The 18,477-nt window shown below is 42.4% G+C and carries 12 protein-coding genes; 3 read left to right on the top strand and 9 right to left on the bottom strand.

The window, feature by feature from the left end; all coding sequences use genetic code 11:
• Positions 1–76 precede the first annotated feature (76 nt).
• Positions 77–1,888 carry a M2 family metallopeptidase gene (locus QNM18_RS03310; protein WP_211009197.1) on the bottom strand — a complete coding sequence of 604 codons (1,812 nt, stop codon included), beginning with the start codon at positions 1,886–1,888 and terminating at the stop codon, positions 77–79.
• A 194-nt stretch (positions 1,889–2,082) separates the two neighbouring features.
• Here QNM18_RS03310 and QNM18_RS03305 point away from each other — a divergent pair, with 194 nt between their 5' ends.
• Positions 2,083–4,350 (top strand): acyl-CoA dehydrogenase, encoded by a 2,268-nt coding sequence (locus QNM18_RS03305; protein ID WP_284136329.1) that lies wholly within the window; start codon positions 2,083–2,085, stop codon positions 4,348–4,350.
• Between the two features lie 11 nt (positions 4,351–4,361).
• Here QNM18_RS03305 and QNM18_RS03300 read toward each other — a convergent pair whose 3' ends face one another.
• The 4 genes from QNM18_RS03300 to QNM18_RS03285 form a co-directional block, all read right to left on the bottom strand.
• On the bottom strand, positions 4,362–4,799 hold the full coding sequence (locus tag QNM18_RS03300; RefSeq protein WP_211009199.1) for a hypothetical protein: 438 nt from the start codon (positions 4,797–4,799) through the stop codon (positions 4,362–4,364).
• Between the two features lie 188 nt (positions 4,800–4,987).
• Entirely contained in the window at positions 4,988–7,348 is a 2,361-nt protein-coding gene (locus QNM18_RS03295) for a hypothetical protein (RefSeq protein WP_284136328.1), read from the bottom strand.
• 180 nt (positions 7,349–7,528) lie between these two features.
• Complete coding sequence (locus QNM18_RS03290; RefSeq protein WP_211009201.1) at positions 7,529–10,678, bottom strand: efflux RND transporter permease subunit; 3,150 nt, start codon at positions 10,676–10,678, stop codon at positions 7,529–7,531.
• A 6-nt stretch (positions 10,679–10,684) separates the two neighbouring features.
• Complete coding sequence (locus QNM18_RS03285) at positions 10,685–11,860, bottom strand: efflux RND transporter periplasmic adaptor subunit (protein ID WP_211009202.1); 1,176 nt, start codon at positions 11,858–11,860, stop codon at positions 10,685–10,687.
• A 245-nt stretch (positions 11,861–12,105) separates the two neighbouring features.
• On the opposite strand from QNM18_RS03285, the gene QNM18_RS03280 reads away from it, so the two are divergent.
• Positions 12,106–12,336 (top strand): YkgJ family cysteine cluster protein, encoded by a 231-nt coding sequence (locus QNM18_RS03280; RefSeq protein ID WP_247687225.1) that lies wholly within the window; start codon positions 12,106–12,108, stop codon positions 12,334–12,336.
• A gap of 97 nt (positions 12,337–12,433) precedes the next feature.
• On the opposite strand, the gene QNM18_RS03275 is transcribed toward QNM18_RS03280, so the two are convergent.
• Positions 12,434–12,808, bottom strand: a complete 375-nt coding sequence (locus tag QNM18_RS03275; RefSeq protein ID WP_284136327.1) for a HopJ type III effector protein — start codon at positions 12,806–12,808, stop codon at positions 12,434–12,436.
• 161 nt (positions 12,809–12,969) lie between these two features.
• On the opposite strand from QNM18_RS03275, the gene QNM18_RS03270 reads away from it, so the two are divergent.
• Entirely contained in the window at positions 12,970–14,328 is a 1,359-nt protein-coding gene (locus QNM18_RS03270) for a hypothetical protein (RefSeq protein ID WP_284136326.1), read from the top strand.
• A 49-nt stretch (positions 14,329–14,377) separates the two neighbouring features.
• On the opposite strand, the gene QNM18_RS03265 is transcribed toward QNM18_RS03270, so the two are convergent.
• The 3 genes from QNM18_RS03265 to QNM18_RS03255 all read right to left on the bottom strand — a co-directional run bounded on the left by QNM18_RS03265 (position 14,378) and on the right by QNM18_RS03255 (position 18,436).
• Positions 14,378–14,737, bottom strand: coding sequence for a glyoxalase superfamily protein (locus QNM18_RS03265; protein ID WP_284136325.1), 360 nt, complete (start codon positions 14,735–14,737; stop codon positions 14,378–14,380).
• A gap of 100 nt (positions 14,738–14,837) precedes the next feature.
• Complete coding sequence (locus tag QNM18_RS03260) at positions 14,838–16,541, bottom strand: HEAT repeat domain-containing protein (protein WP_284136324.1); 1,704 nt, start codon at positions 16,539–16,541, stop codon at positions 14,838–14,840.
• A complete protein-coding gene (locus QNM18_RS03255) occupies positions 16,538–18,436 on the bottom strand; it encodes a hypothetical protein (protein WP_284136323.1) in 1,899 nt (632 codons plus the stop codon). Before QNM18_RS03255 ends, QNM18_RS03260 begins: the two co-directional genes overlap by 4 nt.
• Positions 18,437–18,477: the final 41 nt, after the last annotated feature.

The raw sequence follows: 18,477 nt of genomic DNA, 5'->3' as shown, positions 1-18,477 counted from the left end.
AAGTGTTGCAGAATATAGCAACAGAAACAAAAAGCGCAGCAAAATGCTGCGCTTTTGTCATGACAGTAAAAAGTTGTTACCAACCACACTGACGATTTTTGTTTTGCTCATCTAGATATGCTTGAAGTGGCGCGAAGTAATCTAAGATGGCTGTTGCATCCATTTGCTTGTTACCAGTAACGGTTTCAAGTGCTTCTTGCCATGGGCGGCTGCTACCCATTTCCAACATGGTATTTAAACGCTCACCAGCTTCTTTCGAGTTGTATACTGAGCAACGGTGAATCGCTTCTTTGCTGCCAGCGATTTCACACAGCGACTTGTGGAACTCAAATTGCAGGATGTGTGCTAGGAAGTAACGCGTGTATGGTACATTACCAGGAACGTGATATTTAGCACCTGGGTCAAAATCATTTTCGGTACGCGCTACAGGCGCTTGTACACCTTGGTACTTTTCACGTAGGTCCCACCACGCTTGGTTGTACTGTTCAGGGCTAATTTCACCGGAATAAACTTTCCAACGCCACTGGTCAACGAGCAAACCAAATGGGATAAATGCAATTTTATCCATTGCCATTTTCATAAGTAGACCAATGTCTTTAGACTCATCAGGTACTTGCTCTAGTAAACCAATTTCTTTCAAATAACCAGGCGTTACTGAAAGTGCAATCGTGTCGCCGATAGCTTCGTGGAAGCCGTCATTCGCACTCTCTTGGTAGTACAGTGGCAGTTTGTTGTAAGCGCGTTGATAGAAGTTGTGGCCTAACTCGTGGTGAATGACTGAGAACTCTTCACCTGTTTGCTGGATACACATTTTGATTCGTAAATCGTCTTTGTTGTCCAAGTTCCATGCTGAAGCATGACACTGCACATCGCGATCTTTTGGCTTTAAGAACAGTGAACGAGTCCAGAATGTCTCTGGTAATGGTTCAAAACCCATTGATGTAAAGAACTTTTCTGCGCCTTTAGTCATCTTAAGCGCATCGTAATCATGTTGCTTTAACAGCTCAGTTAGGTCGTAGCCTGGATCTGCATTTTGAGGTGCAACTAGGTCGTATACGTTACCCCAAGTTTGTGCCCACATGTTGCCAAGCAGGTGAGCTGGAATAGGCTGGTCTTGAGGAACTTTATCTTCACCGTATTTTTCGCCCAATTTAGCTCGAACGTGGCAGTGTAGAGAGTTGTATAGTGGCTTAACTTGGCCCCAAATACGATCTAACTCTTTGGCAAAGTCGTCCGCTGGCATGTCGTATTTGCTTCGCCACATTGCGCCTGTGTCTGCATAGCCAAGTTCATTAGCACCTTCATTGGCCAATGACACAAGGTCGCTATACAGCGGTCTCATTGGTTTTGAAACTTCGCGCCAACCTTGCCAGATATCGAGGAGCTCTTCGTAGTTGCGGCTGGTTGCCATTTTAGCAGTCATGTCGCCAAGGCTCATACATTTACCGTCTTTACAGTACTTGCCTTTACCATATAAACCATCAAGCTCAGCAGAGAGTTGTGCTAATTCAGCCGTTTTTTGCGGATCTTTTGGTGCTGGAAGCGTTAAGTTCAGTTTTAACTTATCAAGCTTACGGCGGTTATCATAATTTAGTTCAAGGTCGTCAAATTTAGCCGCTTCGTTGGCAAGCGCTACAAGTGCAGCAGTATACTCTCGGCTTACTTCAGCCGACAGTGCCGCGGTGTCTTCAGTAATAAAGTTGGCATAAATCCATGCAGCACGACTGCTTCTTACAGATAGGTCCTGTAATTGCTTTTCTGCTTCAGCAAGAAATACTTCTGCGTCTTTCTCTGTTAGTTTTTCACTTGTTGTTGAGTTACAGCCACTCAGTGAGAGTGCCCCAGCGACAAAAATAGCGCTTAGGCTGAGTTTAAATTTTGCTGACATATGTTTTCACTTTTTGTTATAGAGAGCGCTGATGATAACAGCCTCTTTACCGGTGCTCAATTAGCTCGTCTCAAAGTTCATACAAAATAGTGAATGGGCGCGTAATCAACGGGCTTATCAATATTCGTGAATTATTGAGTTAGCCGATTTTTCATCCATACTTATCGTTAATACTCAGTTGGGGAACAACTCTTATGTGGCTAATTTTATTATTGATTATTGCAATATGGGTTATATTTTCGGTCAAGGACATTCGAATTAAATGGATATCGACTCCCACATTTAATTATTTTAAACGTGCCTTGCCTGAATTATCTGATACAGAAAAAGAAGCGATGAAGGCAGGAGATACTTGGTGGGATGCAAGTTTATTTAGTGGCAAGCCGGATTGGAATATGTGGCTTAAATCAGGACGACCTCGATTATCTGATGAAGAAATCGCATTCGTAAATAATGAATTAAATACACTTATGGGTATGCTTGACGAGTCTGAAATTACAGCGCGAGGAGATCTGTCAGAAAACACATGGCAATTTTTAAAAGAAAAGGGCTTTTTCTCGTTGATCATTCCGAAAAGCTTTGGCGGTAAAGAGTTTAGTGCGCAAGCAAATTCTGTGATTGTATCTACCATTGCTACAAGGAGTTTATCTGCTGCTGTCACTGTGATGGTTCCTAACAGCTTGGGGCCTGCGGAACTGCTGTTACATTTTGGTACTCAAGAACAGCAGCAAAATTGGTTACCTAAACTGGCAAGTGGTGAGACGCTACCTTGCTTTGCTTTAACTTCTCTTCATGCAGGTTCTGATGCGGGTGGGATAACGGATCACGCGACGGTATGTCACCAAGAGCTTGAAGGGAAAAGTGTACTAGGGTTAAGGGTAAGTTGGTCAAAACGTTATATTACGCTTGCGCCAGTGGCGGATGTGCTTGGATTAGCGTTTAAAGTTTATGACCCAGATAAATTACTGGGTGAGCAACTTGAATGTGGTATTACGTGTGCGTTGATCCCCACGTCTCACACTGGCGTGAATTGCGGTGACCGCCATGACCCTATGGGCCTTGCATTTATGAATGGCACGACGTCAGGCCAAGATGTCTTTATTCCTATCGACTGGGTGATAGGTGGGCAAAGTGGCGTGGGCAAAGGCTGGCGAATGTTAGTTTCTTGCCTGAGCGCCGGACGGGGGATTTCTCTACCTGCGCTAAGCGCAGGAACTGCGCAGCTATGCGCAAAATCAACGTCCGCATATAGTCAGTTACGGTATCAGTTTAAACAACCGATAGGGCAGTTTGAAGGGGTTCAAAGCTCTGCTGCACGCATTTATGGATTAGCCTATAGCATTGAAGCTGCAAGAGAAAACACCGCATTGGCGGTTGATCTAAAGAAAAAACCATCGGTGATCACAGCAATTGCTAAATACCACCTAACTGAACAAGCGAGAGTGATCATTAATGATGCAATGGATATTCATGGCGGCAAAGCGATACAAAAAGGTCCGCTAAATTATCTGGCTTATCATTATGCTGGCATGCCGATAAGCATCACAGTCGAAGGCGCTAATATCTTGACTCGCAACCTGATGATATTTGGCCAAGGGGCGAGTCGTTGCCATCCGTTTATACTAAGGGAAATGGAAGCGGCACAAATGACAGACGTCGATCAGGGACTCAAATCATTTGATAAGTTGTTGATTTCGCATATTGTTCACTCTGGTAAAAATGCGGTGAAAGCACTTTTAAATGGTATCACGGCCGCTCGCTTTGTTCGCAGCCCAGTGAGTGGAGAGGTGGCGCGATATTACCAAAAATTAACTTGGTATAGCCAAGTGCTGTCTTCTTTAAGTGATATCGCCATGCTGAGATTAGGCGGCAAGCTGAAGTATCGAGAAATGCAATCTGCTCGCTTAGGTGACATGTTAAGTCATTTGTATTTGGCTTCATGTGTATTGAAAAAGTTTGAAGATGATGGTCACCAATGTGGTGATTTGCCGTTGCTGCACGCAGCAATGTCTTATCATTTATCTGGTTATAGCACAGCGGTAAAAAGCTTTATTGATAACTTTTTGCCCAGAGGGCTGCGCACTATAGCCAAGCGTTTGTATTTCCCAATCGGTACAAGGGCGCTAGGGATCTCCGATGAGCAAGTAAAATCAGTATGTGCGAGTATCAATGAAAACCAGACAACGCGAATGCGAATAAGCGCATTTTGCCATTCCCAAAACATGCCTGGCCTCGAGAAACTAGAACGTGCGTTAGCCCTATCTAAAAAAACCGACAATGCTTATCATGATTTTTTAAGGTGGCAAAAAAAGCACAGCATGACTTTGTATAATCAATCCATCGCAGATCAACTCTGCGCCGCATGCGAAGCTGGGGTTTTTTCTGAAGGTGACAAGCAAATGCTGGAAGAGTGGTTAACCGTTCGTGATGAAGCGCTGAGCGTTGATGCCACAAGCGCTTAATCAAGTTAATATTATCTAGCGTAAGGGTCTGGGTTTATTTTATCTACGTACCAGTCGCCCTTACGTTTTATCATTTGCACGCTGCGCATATCGTCAATTTGATTGCCATGCAGTTTGCCAGTGAATATGAGGTTTACTTTCGCATTTGTACCATATTGCTCACGAAGACTTTTGTTGGTCATGTCTAGTTCGATTGTGACATGGTCAAATTGCATATTGACTAAGTTTCTAGTGAATTGAGAAGGGGTACCATAAGAGCGCATGATTCGTGCGAGTCTAGGTGTAGCTAATTTAAGCGCTGCATTCATGTCTTTGCGATTATAAAGGGCATCGAAGTACATGGTTGCAGTATATCCAGGTGTATCTTTGTCACCTCGGCCAGCATCTTCATTGCCACAACCGGTTAAAAAAAGAGTCATACACGCGAGGATTAAAGCGAATAATTTCATAATACGAGATAGTTGCGAGACACTAGCTCTAGTTTGTCTTCATTCACAGCGTTTGTAAAGAAAACTAGTTAAAATAACCTAATCTTTAAGTCTTAAATAGTATAAATATATTATCTTTATGATTGATTGTAATTAAGCTTTTAAATAGTGCTCACCTTTGAATTCACAAAGGTGAGCAGAGTAGGTTATTAGTCGAGTGGACAGTTAGCGGAATATGCGCGTTTGGTTTTGTAGCATATCTTTTCATCCTTCATGAGCAATGTAGATACGAATTTACCTGCGCTTTCGAATACTTTCTCTTCTCCTTGATAACAATGTATTTGGCCATCGCTGACGAGGCAGGTTTGATCATTGACACTCAAAACTTGGTGCACTTGGCCTGATTGCTTGATTAAGTCTTCAATTTTTGTGGCCTTGTTGCCCCAGCACTGCCAGCTTGTATTTGCAAACTGCGCACATACAGTTTCTGTATCGACGGCATTGAGTCTCGCGACAGGTTCAAGGTTAGGTACTTCGAGAGCTGGGTTATCTTTGAAGCCATCACATTGAACTGTTCCATCATAGCCTAACAAGCAAACGTAGCTGCCTCGAGTTACCACTTGCTTCAGTTGCTCTGGTGGAGTTGAAAAATGTACCTGTCCATTTTCACTCGTGCATTGTTGTAATACCCTGTCTTTTACTTTGCAGTCATAGACTTCGCCATTTAAAGTTAAATTCTCAACAAACTCGACAGCTAACTCGCTTTTTGTTTCGGTATTATTTTCATCCTGGCTGGATAGTATGACTTTTACTCTTTCTGATTCAGGTCGGAAGATATCTCGCATTGTTGCTGTATTTATGGGGGATTGAGCATTTACAAATTCAAAACGCAGAGTATCTGAAGCCCAATTGGCAATGTAATCATTCTTATTGTCAGCATGGAGCAATTGCCCAAAGACAGAAATACTTCTTCCAGCAATGAATACTTCATCTACACCTGAGTAGGCACGTAACAAAGAGTCGTAAGCCTGCGCAGTTATAGAAAACTCCTTTTCAGCAGCTCCCGCTTTAGTTAGTACTTTGAAAAATCGTGTTCCCGACAATTGAGGGGCGTTTTTAAGCACTGTTATGGCTAAATTATCACCAGCCAGCTTTGCCTCAAGCTTATCGTAGGTATATGTGTCCCATGACGAGACAACGCGGACATCGTCTAAAGGCACGCTGCTTGTTAGTGTGTAGTTGGCCGTGACTTCTCTTTGTGGGTAAATTGAAAACTCTTGATATCTATCGGCAAGCTTAATATCGTTTTCAGCGGCTGATTTACTCAGATAAACGAGCGGTATTTGCGATTCTTGCACAACGCCTGAATTATACTCAACGGTGTAAGAAACAGTATGATACTTTTTGACGTCATTCGTTGGTGGGATCTCTATGGTAAGTTGGTTATGCTCTTGAGCATACATGGCTTTATCAAAGCCATTATTAATATCCCAAGCTATAGACTTTACATCCGTGGTGTCTTCTAAATCACTTTTTATGATCACTGTCTGGCCAGCTGTTGCAATCTCATGTGAGCTGGTCAGTGTCAATGTGTTGTGAGCGGGTATTGACTTAACTTTTACCTGTGTCGTGGCTGATTGCTTTACATCTCCTTTCATTGTGACGTTTAATGACACGGTAAAGTCGGTGTCTTGCTCAACATTTGGCGCAATGAACTGATAAATCTTTTTGGTGGCAGTTGGATCTGTTGGTTGAGGGTTTGGTTCCCATAGCCACTGGTAAGAGGTTATCTCGTCAGAATTCGAAATGGTAGGCACAATACTTAACTGACCTTTTGAATATACGGATAAGTTTTGTGGCAGTGAAACCGTTAAAGAAGGACCATCCGCTGGAGAGACCTTAACGCGTGCAGTCTGATTGTGTACACCTTCTTTGGTTTTGATAGTGATCGTTAAATAAAACTCTAATACTTCGCTTACCGAAGGAAGTTGAAGCTTCAAAGTCGAGTCTCCATGATCAGACGTTAGGCTATTGATCACTTCCTGATGATCTGGTTCAAAGTTTTCTATACTCCAAGATACCTCTTCAATTTCTGAAGTTGTCTTAAAAGGTACATTGATACTGACTTCGCTCTCTCCTTTGAACTGATATTCGTCAAGCATTTCAATTTGGGCACCGATAGTCTCAGGGTATAGCGTCACGTTGAAATTCCTTGTGACAGTCGGGTTCACGCCATCTGATACCTCACAAGTGATCACCACAGATTGCTTTTCGGTCACCGTAGGAAATGAAATAACGGTTTCAGCCAGAGAGTTTTGTTGGAATGTTACGTCGGAAAGAGAACTTTTCCAGTTGACAGTTAAGGTATCTTGTTCCGGATCTCTAAATTGAGTTGTTAAGGTGATTGACTCTTTTGAAAGCGCGATGCTTTCTCCGGCTAAAGCAATTGTAGGTGCTTGATTTACATTGGTGTTAGGGCGGGATGGCTCACTATTGTTTGAACCTCCACCTCCGCCACCGCCGCATGCACTGAGGATACCGATCAATGGAGCTATAAGTAATTTACGCATTTTTAATCCTTAATATATGCTGTTTTTGTTTTAGGTAATACTCTCTAAATATTAACCATGTGCAAGATAGAATTCGCGAATTGAATGAAAACTGAATAGTCGGGTTGAGAAGTGTTTAGAGATTGTAATTAAGTGTAAGAGCCGGCCTTTCGGCCGGGCTCGTTCAGGAAGGGAAGGGGGTTAATTTACATTAGATTGTACTTGTGGTTGCTCTGTTTTAGCCTTACCCAAAACTCTGCGCACAAGTCGTTTAATGTCCTCTAGCATCACGTATTGGCAAGGAATTAACAATAAGGTAATGACAGTGGCAAACAACACACCAAATGCCAGTGATACCGCCATTGGAATAACAATTTGCGCCTGTAAGCTAGTCTCCATGATAATAGGCACTAGACCGATAAAGGTTGTTAGTGATGTTAATAGGATAGCTCTGAAGCGACGGCACCCAGCTTCAACTACGGCCTCTTTGATACTCATACCTTGTTCACGCGCTTTGTTGACAAAGTCGACCATTACCAGTGAATCATTTACGACAACACCAGCAACTGCAATGATGCCGAACATTGAGAGCCCACTCATTGTCATACCAAGTACCATGTGACCAAATACAGCGCCAACTACACCAAATGGAATTACAGACATAATCAATAGAGGTTGTGAATATGAACGAAGTGGAATTGCAAGCAGTGCAAAGATAATCATCATTGAGATGGCAAAGTCTCTAAATTGCTCTGCAACACTGTCCATTTCTTCTTGAATTCGACCTGCAATATTACCTGTTACACCCGGGTAACTTTCAAGCAGGCTAGGTAAGTATTCTTCGTTAATTTGCTCCGCAATTTTAAATGGCTCAGCTTTATCGGTATCGATTGACGCCCACACACTGACCGTGCGTTTAGAGTTTTCACGGCGAATACTGCTTACGCCTTCAACGCGTTTAATGTCAGCAACTTCAATCAGTGGGATCTCAGCACCGGCAGGCGAAATGATGCGTACATCTTGAATGTCGCTAATGGCATCACGCTGTGCTTCAGGGTAGCGGACCATCACTTTGATCTCTTCACCATTTCTGAGTATGCGCTGTGCTTCGATACCGTAGTAGCTAAAGTTAACCTGAGAAGCTACATCGGCAAGTGTTAAACCCATGCTGTAAGCAAGTGGTTTTAATTCAAGCTGAATTTCATCGGTTGCAGACTGCATTGAATCATTTACGTCACCGACTCCTTCGATTGTTCTGAGCTTGTCTTTTAGCTTTTGTGCAACTTCTTTCAAGGTGTCTTTGTTCTTGCCTTCTAAGCGGAAGCTAATGTCACCGTCATCACGACCACCGTCAGAAATACTGTCTTGAATGTTTAAGTTTTTGACGCCCGGTAAAGGGGGCATGTTTTCACGCCACATGGCACTTAATTCAAATGTATCTATGGGTCGCAAATGGGGTTCAACTAATACCGCGCGAATCGTCGCATTGGTTCTACCATTCATGTTTACAGCGAAGTTTTTAACCATTACTTGGTCGTATTCTTCTTCAATTTGCTGTTCAACCTGATTCAACATGGTTTCAATCTTATTGATTGTTTCAAGTGTTGCAGTCTCAGAAGATGACAGGTTCATCTCCACTCGAATGCTTGGAAAATCATGAGGAATTTTCGGGTTAGCGACAAATTTGATAAAGCCACCCATAAACAGGCCTGCACTGACAATCAAAATACACACAAAACCAACAATCACGGTATAGCGGTAATGAATACACTTTTCAATACAAGGTCTGTAGATGTTTTCGATAAAGTGTTTTAAACCGTTGTCTAATGCTTCGCGCAAGCGGTGGAATGGGTTGTTCGGGTTACTCGGCTTGTCTTTCATTGCTGCAAGGTGAGCGGGTAAAATTAGTTTTGACTCAATCAGTGAGAAGATTAAGCAAAGAATGATGACACCGCCAATGGCTTTTGAGAAAGCGGCTTCAGGCCCAGTAGAGAGGGTTTGTGGGAAAAATGCAGCTATGGTGGTCAGTACACCAAAAGTTGCTGGCACTGCAACTCGTTTAACGCCACGCACTACATTATCTAAGCTATGGCCATGTTTTTCTATTTCAGCATGCGCGGATTCACCAACAACGATAGCGTCATCTACCACAATACCCAGTACGAGAATAAAGGCAAATAAAGAAGCAAGGTTAATTGTAATATCAACGGACCCGGCTGGCATGAGTAAAAATGCACCTAAGAAAGAAACAGGTAACCCCATCATGACCCAAAATGCCAAGCGAATTCTTAAAAATAGTGCCAGCATTAGCATAACCAGTGCGCCACCGATGATCATGTTTTCAATCATCATGTTAAGGCGACCTTCTAGGTAGTAGGTAAAGTCTAAAAATGGTTCTAATTTAACGCCTTGGGGTAATTGGCCTTGCTTTTCTTTTAAGTAGTTTTTAATGATCCCAGCAATGTTGGTGATGTCTTGATCTTTCGACGCACGCACTTCATAAATAAGCGAGTTTTTGCCATTGTACAGTGAGTACATCAGGCCTTCTTCAAAGCCATCAGATATTGTAGCGACGTCACCTAATCGAATTTGTGCGCCATCTTCTAATGTTATTAGCGGCAGCTGCTCGAAATCGTGACCGCGATAGGCCTGGTTTTCCACTCGCATTGAAATATAACCATTATCCGAACGGATCTGACCTGCGGACATATTTGCTGAGTAATTACGTACGGCATCCGCAATATTTCTAAAGGTTAGCCCATATTCACGCAATTTATCAGGGCTTACTTCTATGCCTATCTCATAATCAAGGCCACTGTTAAATGAGATCAAGTTGACGCCGGGTAAAGCCAGCATTTCATCATGCAAATTGTTACCAAGGCGTTTTAGCTCTTGAAAGCTCATGTCACCATTCAAAGTGAGTAACATTACTTCTTGTTCATTTTTCTCATTGCGAATAACAGGGCGTTCCATACCAGCAGGAAACGTTGAGATTGCGTCAACTTGCATTTTGACTTCATCTAGTACTTCTTTTGGTTCGTACTGGTGGTCTACTTCAATCCAAGTTTGAGAGAAGCCTCTATTTGAGTAGGTTATCAGTCGTTTTATTCCTTCAAGGCCTTCCATCGACTCTTCAACTTTGATGGTAATACCTTCTTCTACCTCTTGTGGGGCAGCCCCTGGGTAGACTGCTTGAATACTTAGCCAGTAGTTTTTGCCCTGTGGAAAAAGTTGTTTTTGAATTGTAAATGCAGTTAGTAACCCACCGACAAGGATAAAAATCATCAGCAAGTTTGCCGCAACAGGGTTGCGTGCAAACCAGGCTATTAAGCCTTTTTCTTGAGTATCCATTGGCCATTACTCCTCTTTTAACGCAAGGGCAGTAGATGGTGATGCAACTTGGCTATCATCAAGGCTCAGCTGCATGCCCTCGGTAGGGAATTCAAGCGAGGAAGTGATCAGTTGTTGACCAGTCTCAAGTCCTTGGTTTGCTACAATGAGGCCATCGTACTCTCTAACAACGTTGAGTTTCTTAAATGATAAAGTACGGTCTTGATTAAGAATGGCGACTTGCCCATCGCGTACTAAATGATGAGGGATCTCTACCGCATTGGTAAGTAATTTCCCTTTGATTTGGGCGTTTAAATATGCGCCAAATCGCAGCGGCGCTTGTGCATTGTCGTAAGGACGTTCTACTTGAGCTACTAGGTAAGTCATGCGGCTTCGGTTATCAATAACACCTTCACTACGGACAATTTTACCTTGCCAACTCACGTCTTGACCCGCTACTTTAGCGGTCAGCGTTACATCTGCATTTAGACCGTTTTGGTTGAGATGTTGCAACTCGTTGTCAGCTACGGGCAAGCGGATCTCAGCCACTGAAATTGCATTTAATACGCCTACTGAGCTGCCTAAATTGACAACACTCCCTAAGCTTAATGCTCGGTTTTCGATAATCGCATCATAAGGTGCTTTAACATAAGTGCGCTCTAAATTTCTTTTAGCTCGTTTTACACTTGCTTGAGCTGCTTTGAATCGTGCAAGTTTCTCGGCCAATTGTGGCTTTCTAAGATATAGTTCAGAAGGGATCGTGGAGTTTGCGTTACTTTTTATACGTTCCCACTCGGTTTTTGCAACATGCGCCTGTGCTTGTTCTATTTCTAATGCTGAGCTTGCTTGAGCGAGGGTCGCTTCGGCATCAATAAGCGCGGCTTCGTAGTCATTTGGGTCAATACGTGCTAGCACTTCCCCTTTTTTGACAAATCCACCTTTAACAAATTGCTCGGAAAGCTCAATAATTTGACCACTGACCTGAGCAACTAATTGGGTGCTGTATTTTGGTTTTACAATACCATAGGAGTTTACAGACATTTCTATGGGGGCAACATTAATAGGTGTTACTTCAACCAGCGGGTGAATGACTTTTTTGGGTTTTTCTGCGGGGGGTGTTTTCATTGACGAAAACGCAATTGCGCTTGCTATGCCGCCAAGTAGTACCACGCCGGGTAATATAATTTGTTTTTTACTAGCCACGATGTTAATTCCTTCCTGAATTGACAATTGAGATACGCTGGTACTTACCGTGAACGCATCGGTTAGTTTGAATAATACGTCAATAGTTATTTCAAGGTGTTTTGATCTGTGCTCAATATGTAACAAAGCATTGCGACATAAATACTGCAGTTACAATTGCAAAAATTTGTACATTTTTTGAGTTGAGATACATACATCGTATTATTCGCCGCGTATAATGGAGGCTTTTTGATGGTTGGCTCAAAATGGACTGTAGATTAGGTTGTGGGGCATGCTGTATAGCCCCGAGTATCAGCTCGTTGGGGAAGGCTGCTAATATCCGCTGTGAATACTTAAATGACAACAACTTGTGCTCTATTTTTGGGCTACCTGAGCGCCCTAAAGTTTGTAGTGATTTTAAAGCGGATAGGGAAACGTGTGGGAGTTCAAATGAAGAGGCGATGGCAAATTTAATCTATTTAGAAGCCGTTACCTAAATTGCATTAAATCCAATTTAGTAGATAAAGCGCACTCAACTGGTTTCAAAAAATGGCAGTAAACGTCGTTGGTCGTTACTACCATACCACTTTGTTTTTATTGGATATTAATTTTTTTAGATAATGGAAATTCAGAAAAAGAAACTTCCTTCCAACCAAACTTCATAAAGTTACGAATATTGCCATGATCGTCACCAGTCGGGTTCTCTAGCACGTCTTGTCGGTAATAACGTCCAAAGCAATGCAATGTGGCTTGCTCTGATAAACCATGTAATTTGGCGAATGCTAAAATTTTACAAGAGCCAAGGTTGGTACCTGCTTCATTCTCTTGCTCACCGTTTGTAAAACTAGTTGGTGTGAATTCAAAATGAGTGTCTATAAGTGAAATGGTCTGTTCAAACTCTACCGATTCTCCTTGTTCTGTTACACGACTAATAAAGCGCTCAACACTTTCCGATTGTATATTTGCCATAATGCAAACTCCTGCTAAAAACCCATATTATCCTTTTTTAGGTAAATGAAGCATAGTGAATTTTCGTCTTGTTCACTTTACTTTTAATAGCTTAAGCCGATGTTAGCAAAGGATTTGTGTTATACTTGTGAGGTGTCAGAAATAGGAGGTAAATTATTCGAGTGAGCACCGCAAAACTAAGCCAAGACGAAAGCCTATCATTTAAAATCAATTATCAGCTCCTACCAAAAGAGACAAATCAACTTGACCTATACTTTTCCATCCCGGTTGATATGGGGATCAATGCTAATACACTCAATGAAGTAGACTACTTCAATGCAAATATAAAATGCCATAGCGCCTATTACTCTGAACAATTGCACTTGCCATTGGTTCGAAGTCGTTTTATCAGTCAAAGCAAAGGGCAAAAAAGTGATTATCGTGTCAACTTAAACTTATTTTGTTATCAGATCAGGATTGCACTGGATGCAGACGTAAAGCAAACCCTTAAACTTAAGCAAGCAGAAGAGTTTTACCCAGCCGCGATTGAGCTTGTAGAGCAAACATCAAAGCTTTTAGTGAAGTTGCGCCGTTATACACCACCGGACAATCGGCTTAAATCTTACTTTCAAAATGCTGATAATTATTTAAGTTGGCATACTGAGCAAGCCTTTTTAAAGTTACTTGCCAGAGGTCCTAAATCAAGTGATTACAGCAAAGAGCGCAGTGACGTCATTGATTTTTGTAAACAAGAAAACCGCTATCGTGAAAAACACAGTTATAACTCTCAGGTTACACTAGAGGATCCCAATCGCATTACCAATAAAATGCGCTTACTTGAAAGATTGATAGAGTATGGTGTGGTTTTCAACAAAGAAACGGTTAATCTGGGGGCAAATCTAAAGCGTCTTGCTCGAGGGGCTGTGACTGCGGTTATTATGGCGTTTGTGATGTATTTGGTGCTCAATGCCCGCTCAAACTTTGAGGAAATTACCGTGGCGTTAATTGCGCTTCTCGGTGTGATCTATGGTCTAAGAGAAACGTTTAAAGATGATTTAACACAGTGGGCGTGGCGTAAGGTGCAAAAAGGCCGGCCTAAATGGCGCAACAAATTCAAAAACTCAGTCAATGATGAAACAATTTGCACTCAAACGATTTGGCTAGAGCACATTAAGAAAAAAGATATTCCAGAAGACGTTGATATACTTCTCAAAAAACGAGGCCGACAAAATCGACAAGAAGCCAATTTGTTACACTTTAGCTGTAAGAATTCGGTGCAAATAGATGAGTTTCTACCTGGATATGAAGAGGTACAGCAACGTATAACGTTTAATATGAGTTCTTTCGCGCGCTACCTTAAAAAAGGAGCTGGGAAGTTATACAGTCTAGAGGGCCACAAAGTTTCTAAAAACTCAGTAGAGCGCAGATATCAAATAAATCTTGTAATGCGTTTTAAATCGGGCGAAGACATACAACTGGAGCGCTACAAACTGACCATGAACCGCTCTGAGATTGTTGCGATAGAGCAAATGAAGGACTAGTCAAAGTTATTATATAGCTAAGATTTGTATCATCGCTGTCTTATCAGCTTTAGTTCGACTGGAAAAATATAAGTTTATTTCCAAATGGATCTGAAATAGCCATTTCTATCCCCCAGGGCTGCTCGCTAATCCCTGGTCTTGCATGTTTGAATTGTTTGGCGGTTAATTGTGTGTGGTAGGACTTAAGGTCGTCGCATTCAATTCGAATGCTTGTTCCTGGTGACGCGTCGCCGTAGTGCTCGGAAATATGCAATATGCAGTTGTCTTTAGAAATTTGCATGTATACGGGTAAATCAGTTTCAAACTGGTGTTTCCAATCTAACTTGAACCCCAAAAATTCAAGGTAAAAAGCGTGTGCAACATGCTCATCAAAGCTGCGAATAATGGGGATGATCGAACGAAGTGCCATAGTAGCCCTCTACTAACAGAATCTAAATGATCCGCAACAGCTAACAGCACACTGTACGGCTTCGACTAACACAAAGTTAGACGAAGCCAATACAAAAATATTAAGGGGTTTGTTGCTTGGTCGCGTGCAGTAGTTCAACGATGGCTTTAAAGTTTCGTTTCGACGTTTCTTGTTTTAAAGCCGATTTCAATGTTGCTTTTATACCATCTTGATGCTGTTGATTGGCGAGTGCTTGGATTGCTGCGAATCGGTTTTCTGCGGTGGGGTTGTTGACGGCGATGGCTAAAACGGCGTCACTGGCAGCGGGTTGCAGTTGATAGTGAGACAAGGCTTTGAGCAATGCGACATGGTTCTGACGAACCGGTTTAGACAGCTGCTTCTCTAAGCTATTATATGCGCGCTGTGTTTGCATCATGCCAAGTGCGCGTATAGACGCCTTTTGAACACTGTTATTGTGGTAGTCAAGGTAGCTGTCAATTTGTTCAAAATGTTGTTCGTCGCGACTATTGCCTAGGGCCGTTATCAGTGCAGATTTAGTCGTGTTCTCGCTGACCAGTGACAACTGCTCTGATAGTGCGTCATGCAATTGAGATGATTGCAAGTTGGGCTCACGGCTATGCAACATAGCGCCTATCGTCATGTAGAAACTGCTGGTTACTTCAGAGTCTAAACTGCTAAAGCCATTTTCTATTTGTGCCACTAGCAATGCGCTTAGTTGAGGGCTCAGTGGCTGTTGGCCTTGAGATAGTGCTCGCAGGGCACGAAATTGCATCAGTGGATTTTTGTCTGCCTTGATAAGTAAATTACCCAGTAACAGTTGGCTATTGGCACTATCAAGTTGGCCTAATGCATTAAACAGACGCATTTGCGCTTCATCAGAGAACGCTTGTTGTAAAAATACACCTTCTAAAGAACTTATTACTGCATCAAATTGTACTAACTGTTTTGCCAAATCATAGGCTGACGTGTCGGTTAAATCGGGTTTTTTAACCAAGTTGTGGAGCGAGATTTTAAGTTGTTTTAGCGCTTCTGGGCTCAGTGTTTTATTTGCAATTGGCCAGTTGTCTAAATGTTCTGGAAGCGTAAATAGGGTTGAAGGAAATACAGTTGCTGTGGATTCTATATGGTATTGCTGCTTGGTTTTTAAGTTTAAACTCTGCGCTTGGCCAGAAAACAGCAGTGTCTCTTGGCCTTTACGTGATTCGAAAAAGCATGCATTAGGAACAACTGTATGGCCAGAAGATGCAACTTTAACCGTTTGTAGTGCGGTTTGCGCGGTATCGCGCAACAGATAAGCGTGTTTGTTTAGGTGAATACTCGAATCTTTAAACTGATAAGATACCGTATACTTACCCAGTGTATCTTGCTCTTGCTGGTGTAATTCATTTTTGACTCGCTGGAACTGGAAGTAGTATGCAAGTCCCTTCAGCTGTTCTTGATTTTGTTGATTTAGCTGCGTAGGAAACCAGAAGTCCCTGATAAGCCCATTCGGTGCAAGTCTAAAAGCAAAAGGTAGAGTATAACTGGCTAATTCAGAAGTAAATTGGCCTTGCCCGGCAGTCACATTGTCGGCTTTAATAGCCCACCAACCAAGCTCATCGTTATGTTGAACAGCCTTAATTGACAGTAAGCCACTGAGCTTTAATTTGGTTTGCTGACCTTGTTGGCTCACCTGATCGTAATTAAAGGTCGTTCGTGTATCGATTGCAAACTGATACTGTGCAGAACAATCCGCATTTGCAGTACCTGAAACAGCCAGTGCACAAAGTGCACTGGCTAATGTCGCTTTACTAAGCGTGATCATAGGTTAATTTCACCTTCTTTGGAGTAAATTGTCCAAGATTTATCAAACACACTTTTGGTTTGATATAACCACAGATCATAACGCGATGTCTTCTTACCACACGGGTATGGAATTCCCCATTTTTTACACCATTTGACGCCATACGTTTCTGCGTATAAACCGAACTTTCCTGAGATCACATCTAGGTCATTTTTCAGCTCAATGCCGTAGTAGATATGTGGGTTGCTGCTATCGTTTGTAAGTAACGCAAAACCAGCATTTGATTCCATGGCAAAAGTATTATCGATTAAAGTCAAAATTGCTTGTACGCCTGCAGAAGCGACCAGTAAGTTAACGCCACCACGACCAAATGCACCGAAATCTACGTGGAATAAGTCACCTTCTGCGTATAGCTCAGCATTGTAGCCGACTGTAAGCTCAAACCCTAAATTACCAGTGACGCCAGCTTCAACCTTGATAGGGATAGGGCCGACGGTAAATGTCGCTTGGGCAAGTGTTTTGTCTTCTTCCCATTTCTTTTCCCAAGACTTCTCGTACTTGGCTGTGAATTTTTCATCTTCAAAAACCACATTGTTAAAAATGATCATCTCAGACTCATAACCCGTATTTTGGCCACTGATGTATGCACTGCCGTTATACGAAATACTAAAAAGAGTGTTTTTAGCTCTGAAAAAATAGGCTTCCACCGTACCTTCACCGGTAATACGGCCACCCGGATCGCCCGTTGGTACGATGAATAATTGACCCTGTAAGTCTACACCAACACTAAATTTTGATTTGTCTCCGTATGATTTATCAAATTCGCTTTGGAAATTGATATTGGCAAGGCCTACGGCAGCAGGTGCAACCGCTTGTTCAGTAAAGTCTTGTCTTGCCAAGCGACTTGCTGGTTCATCTGTTGTATCTTCTTGTTCGAAGAAGTATAGCGGTATTGATGTCAGAATTTGGTTGTTGTCAGTATTGGTCTCTGCATCTTGTGCCGCATCAATTAATGTAAAGCGCATTTCAAGTGTGTTATCGACGTCTGCATTATAGTTATCATGCAAGCTTTTTAACAGTTCAGCTTCTAGAGCGATATCAAAACCGATGTGCTCGTTGTGTAGTTCAGCAGTAAATTCATGAGCAAGTGTGTCTGTATATTTGCCAGCTGTCGCGTCCCAAAAGTGTGTGCTAACCCAGTTACCAGCGATCATTACTTCTGCTTTTATATGCGATAGGCCTAAATTTGTGCCCTCATAGTCAGCCTCGAAGTAACCGACTAAATCGGTGTGATGTTCACTAGCGCCATTGTCGGAGTTTGGTGTATCTAGGATCAATGCTGCTTGACCGAATTCTGCACCTAGAAGTTTGTAGTCGTGGCCAGCTTGTTCTCTTACCACAATGTCTGCGTGTGGGAAGTTACCTTCTAAGTGAGGGTCATGATCGACAGAAGGGTGGTTGTCTTCTTCAATGTCTTCGACATGCAGATCATGGGGATCAATTTGCGCCAAGATGTGATAGTTGCCACCTTCCAATGAATTGGGCAGGGTTAGTTCAATCTCATGTTCAGAAGCACCTTGCGCAAGCCCCGTTAATTCGATAACTGCAATTTGCTGAATATCTTCAATGGCTGCTTCTTGGTCGTTTTGGACATCGAGTTCATCTGAGTGCATTAGATAAAAATGAACTTCGACATCGACGTTATTAAAACCCGTCACATCGACTGTGTAGTATGTTTTCACAGTGTCATTTGGCTCCAAAGTATCCAAAGGACCAGTTGAAATATCAGTTATTTCTAAATTACTTTTAATTTCTGGAGCGGGTGTTACAACGGTGACTTCCGGGGTGTCGTTATCGCTAAATTGGCACCCGGTCAAAGTAACCAAACCAGCGAGGGCAAATGGGATCAAGCGCATGTTATTTCTCTATCTTGTCTAAAACACCTTAAGAGTATCGT

Origin of the sequence: Pseudoalteromonas obscura (genome assembly GCF_030135505.1) — a bacterium.
Lineage (GTDB): Bacteria > Pseudomonadota > Gammaproteobacteria > Enterobacterales > Alteromonadaceae > Pseudoalteromonas > Pseudoalteromonas obscura.
The sequence above is the reverse complement of the archived record's forward strand: the minus strand, read 5'-3'. Positions and strand labels throughout refer to the sequence as shown.

Excerpts from the sequence above, each read along its gene's own strand:
- QNM18_RS03310 (WP_211009197.1), bottom strand. The coding sequence starts at position 1,888 with ATGTCAGCAAAATTTAAACTCAGCCTAAGCGCTATTTTTGTCGCTGGG.
- QNM18_RS03305 (WP_284136329.1), top strand. The coding sequence starts at position 2,083 with ATGTGGCTAATTTTATTATTGATTATTGCAATATGGGTTATATTTTCG.
- QNM18_RS03300 (WP_211009199.1), bottom strand. The coding sequence starts at position 4,799 with ATGAAATTATTCGCTTTAATCCTCGCGTGTATGACTCTTTTTTTAACC.
- QNM18_RS03295 (WP_284136328.1), bottom strand. The coding sequence starts at position 7,348 with ATGCGTAAATTACTTATAGCTCCATTGATCGGTATCCTCAGTGCATGC.
- QNM18_RS03290 (WP_211009201.1), bottom strand. The coding sequence starts at position 10,678 with ATGGATACTCAAGAAAAAGGCTTAATAGCCTGGTTTGCACGCAACCCT.
- QNM18_RS03280 (WP_247687225.1), top strand. The coding sequence starts at position 12,106 with ATGGACTGTAGATTAGGTTGTGGGGCATGCTGTATAGCCCCGAGTATC.
- QNM18_RS03275 (WP_284136327.1), bottom strand. The coding sequence starts at position 12,808 with ATGGCAAATATACAATCGGAAAGTGTTGAGCGCTTTATTAGTCGTGTA.
- QNM18_RS03265 (WP_284136325.1), bottom strand. The coding sequence starts at position 14,737 with ATGGCACTTCGTTCGATCATCCCCATTATTCGCAGCTTTGATGAGCAT.
- QNM18_RS03260 (WP_284136324.1), bottom strand. The coding sequence starts at position 16,541 with ATGATCACGCTTAGTAAAGCGACATTAGCCAGTGCACTTTGTGCACTG.
- QNM18_RS03255 (WP_284136323.1), bottom strand. The coding sequence starts at position 18,436 with ATGCGCTTGATCCCATTTGCCCTCGCTGGTTTGGTTACTTTGACCGGG.